Source organism: Shewanella sp. SG41-4, from assembly GCF_014164505.1.
Taxonomy (GTDB): Bacteria; Pseudomonadota; Gammaproteobacteria; order Enterobacterales; family Shewanellaceae; genus Shewanella.
Genome location: NZ_JACJFI010000693.1, coordinates 1 through 988, shown reverse-complemented (window position 1 = coordinate 988; position 988 = coordinate 1). Strand labels below are relative to the sequence as shown.

Below are 988 nucleotides of genomic sequence, written 5' to 3'. Positions count from 1 at the left end.
CCTATAAATCCAAGCTTTACCCTTTACATCAAAAAAATTTATTGCATCTTTAAGAGCTGAATTGCTACTAAGTAAAAAGTTTTCATTGGCTAAGTATTTTTTAAAAATTGTATTTCTATATCTTAACTTTTCAGGGGAAAAATATTCAGGTAAAACGCAATGTTGGAAATCGGGGATCCATGGTAGAGATTTTATTTTTGTCCATTTTGGTAAGTAAGCATGGCTTAACAAGTCTATTTTGTGTGACTTAAATAAATAGGTAAGCAAACTATTTTCGCCAAATAGCTTATTAGCAATCCGAAAAGCTAAGCGATAAATACCATGTGATTTCAATAAACTACTCTGCACAACTCTAAATTTATTAAAGGACTTTAAATCCTCTATATGTAAGGTATTAGCAGTAAATATGGTTACAGTGTCAACAGTAGGGTCAAGATCATCATGTAACTTTGAAAATAAGCTTAAATAATAATTTTTACCACCGATCCAAGCTTCAGATGGAGTATAAATAAAAGCAAAGTTAGCCATTAAATTTCCTTTTTAAACCAGTTGACATAACTAGCAATTCCATCATCAATCTTGATTGTTAGTTCAATCGGAGATTTACTTATATCTGCAATGTACCCTATAGGATCGCCAACTTTTACTTCTCCTGAAAATTTCAATTTAGGCAAATTATCAAAGTGCTCTTGAACATAACCCAACAATTCAGAAATTTTGGTTCCCTTTCCTGAGCCACAGTTAAATACAGGAGCATTATCTGAAGCAAACTGAATGGAGTTAAAAATTGTGCCGACTAAATCGTCAATATTTATAAAGTCACGTACTTCTTGTCCAGTACCAAAAAAACTATTATTTCCTTGGTGCATTTTCAAACACGCATCCCAAAGTATTTGTTTTTTCAAGCCATTACCATATACCGAAAAGATTCTTAAAACGGCGGTCTTTACACCATAAACCTTTGAATAAAAGCTTACTAAATTTTCAG

Annotated in this window: 2 protein-coding genes; both read right to left on the bottom strand. The window is 31.9% G+C overall.

Annotated features, from left to right (window positions below):
- Window positions 1-528, bottom strand: a 528-nt coding sequence (locus H5202_RS23315) for a hypothetical protein (protein ID WP_220493993.1), incomplete at its 3' end; no start/stop codon positions are given.
- Window positions 528-988 (bottom strand): NAD-dependent epimerase/dehydratase family protein (locus tag H5202_RS23310; protein WP_182774092.1); only part of this gene is annotated, 461 nt, incomplete at its 5' end. The genes H5202_RS23315 and H5202_RS23310, both read right to left, overlap by 1 nt.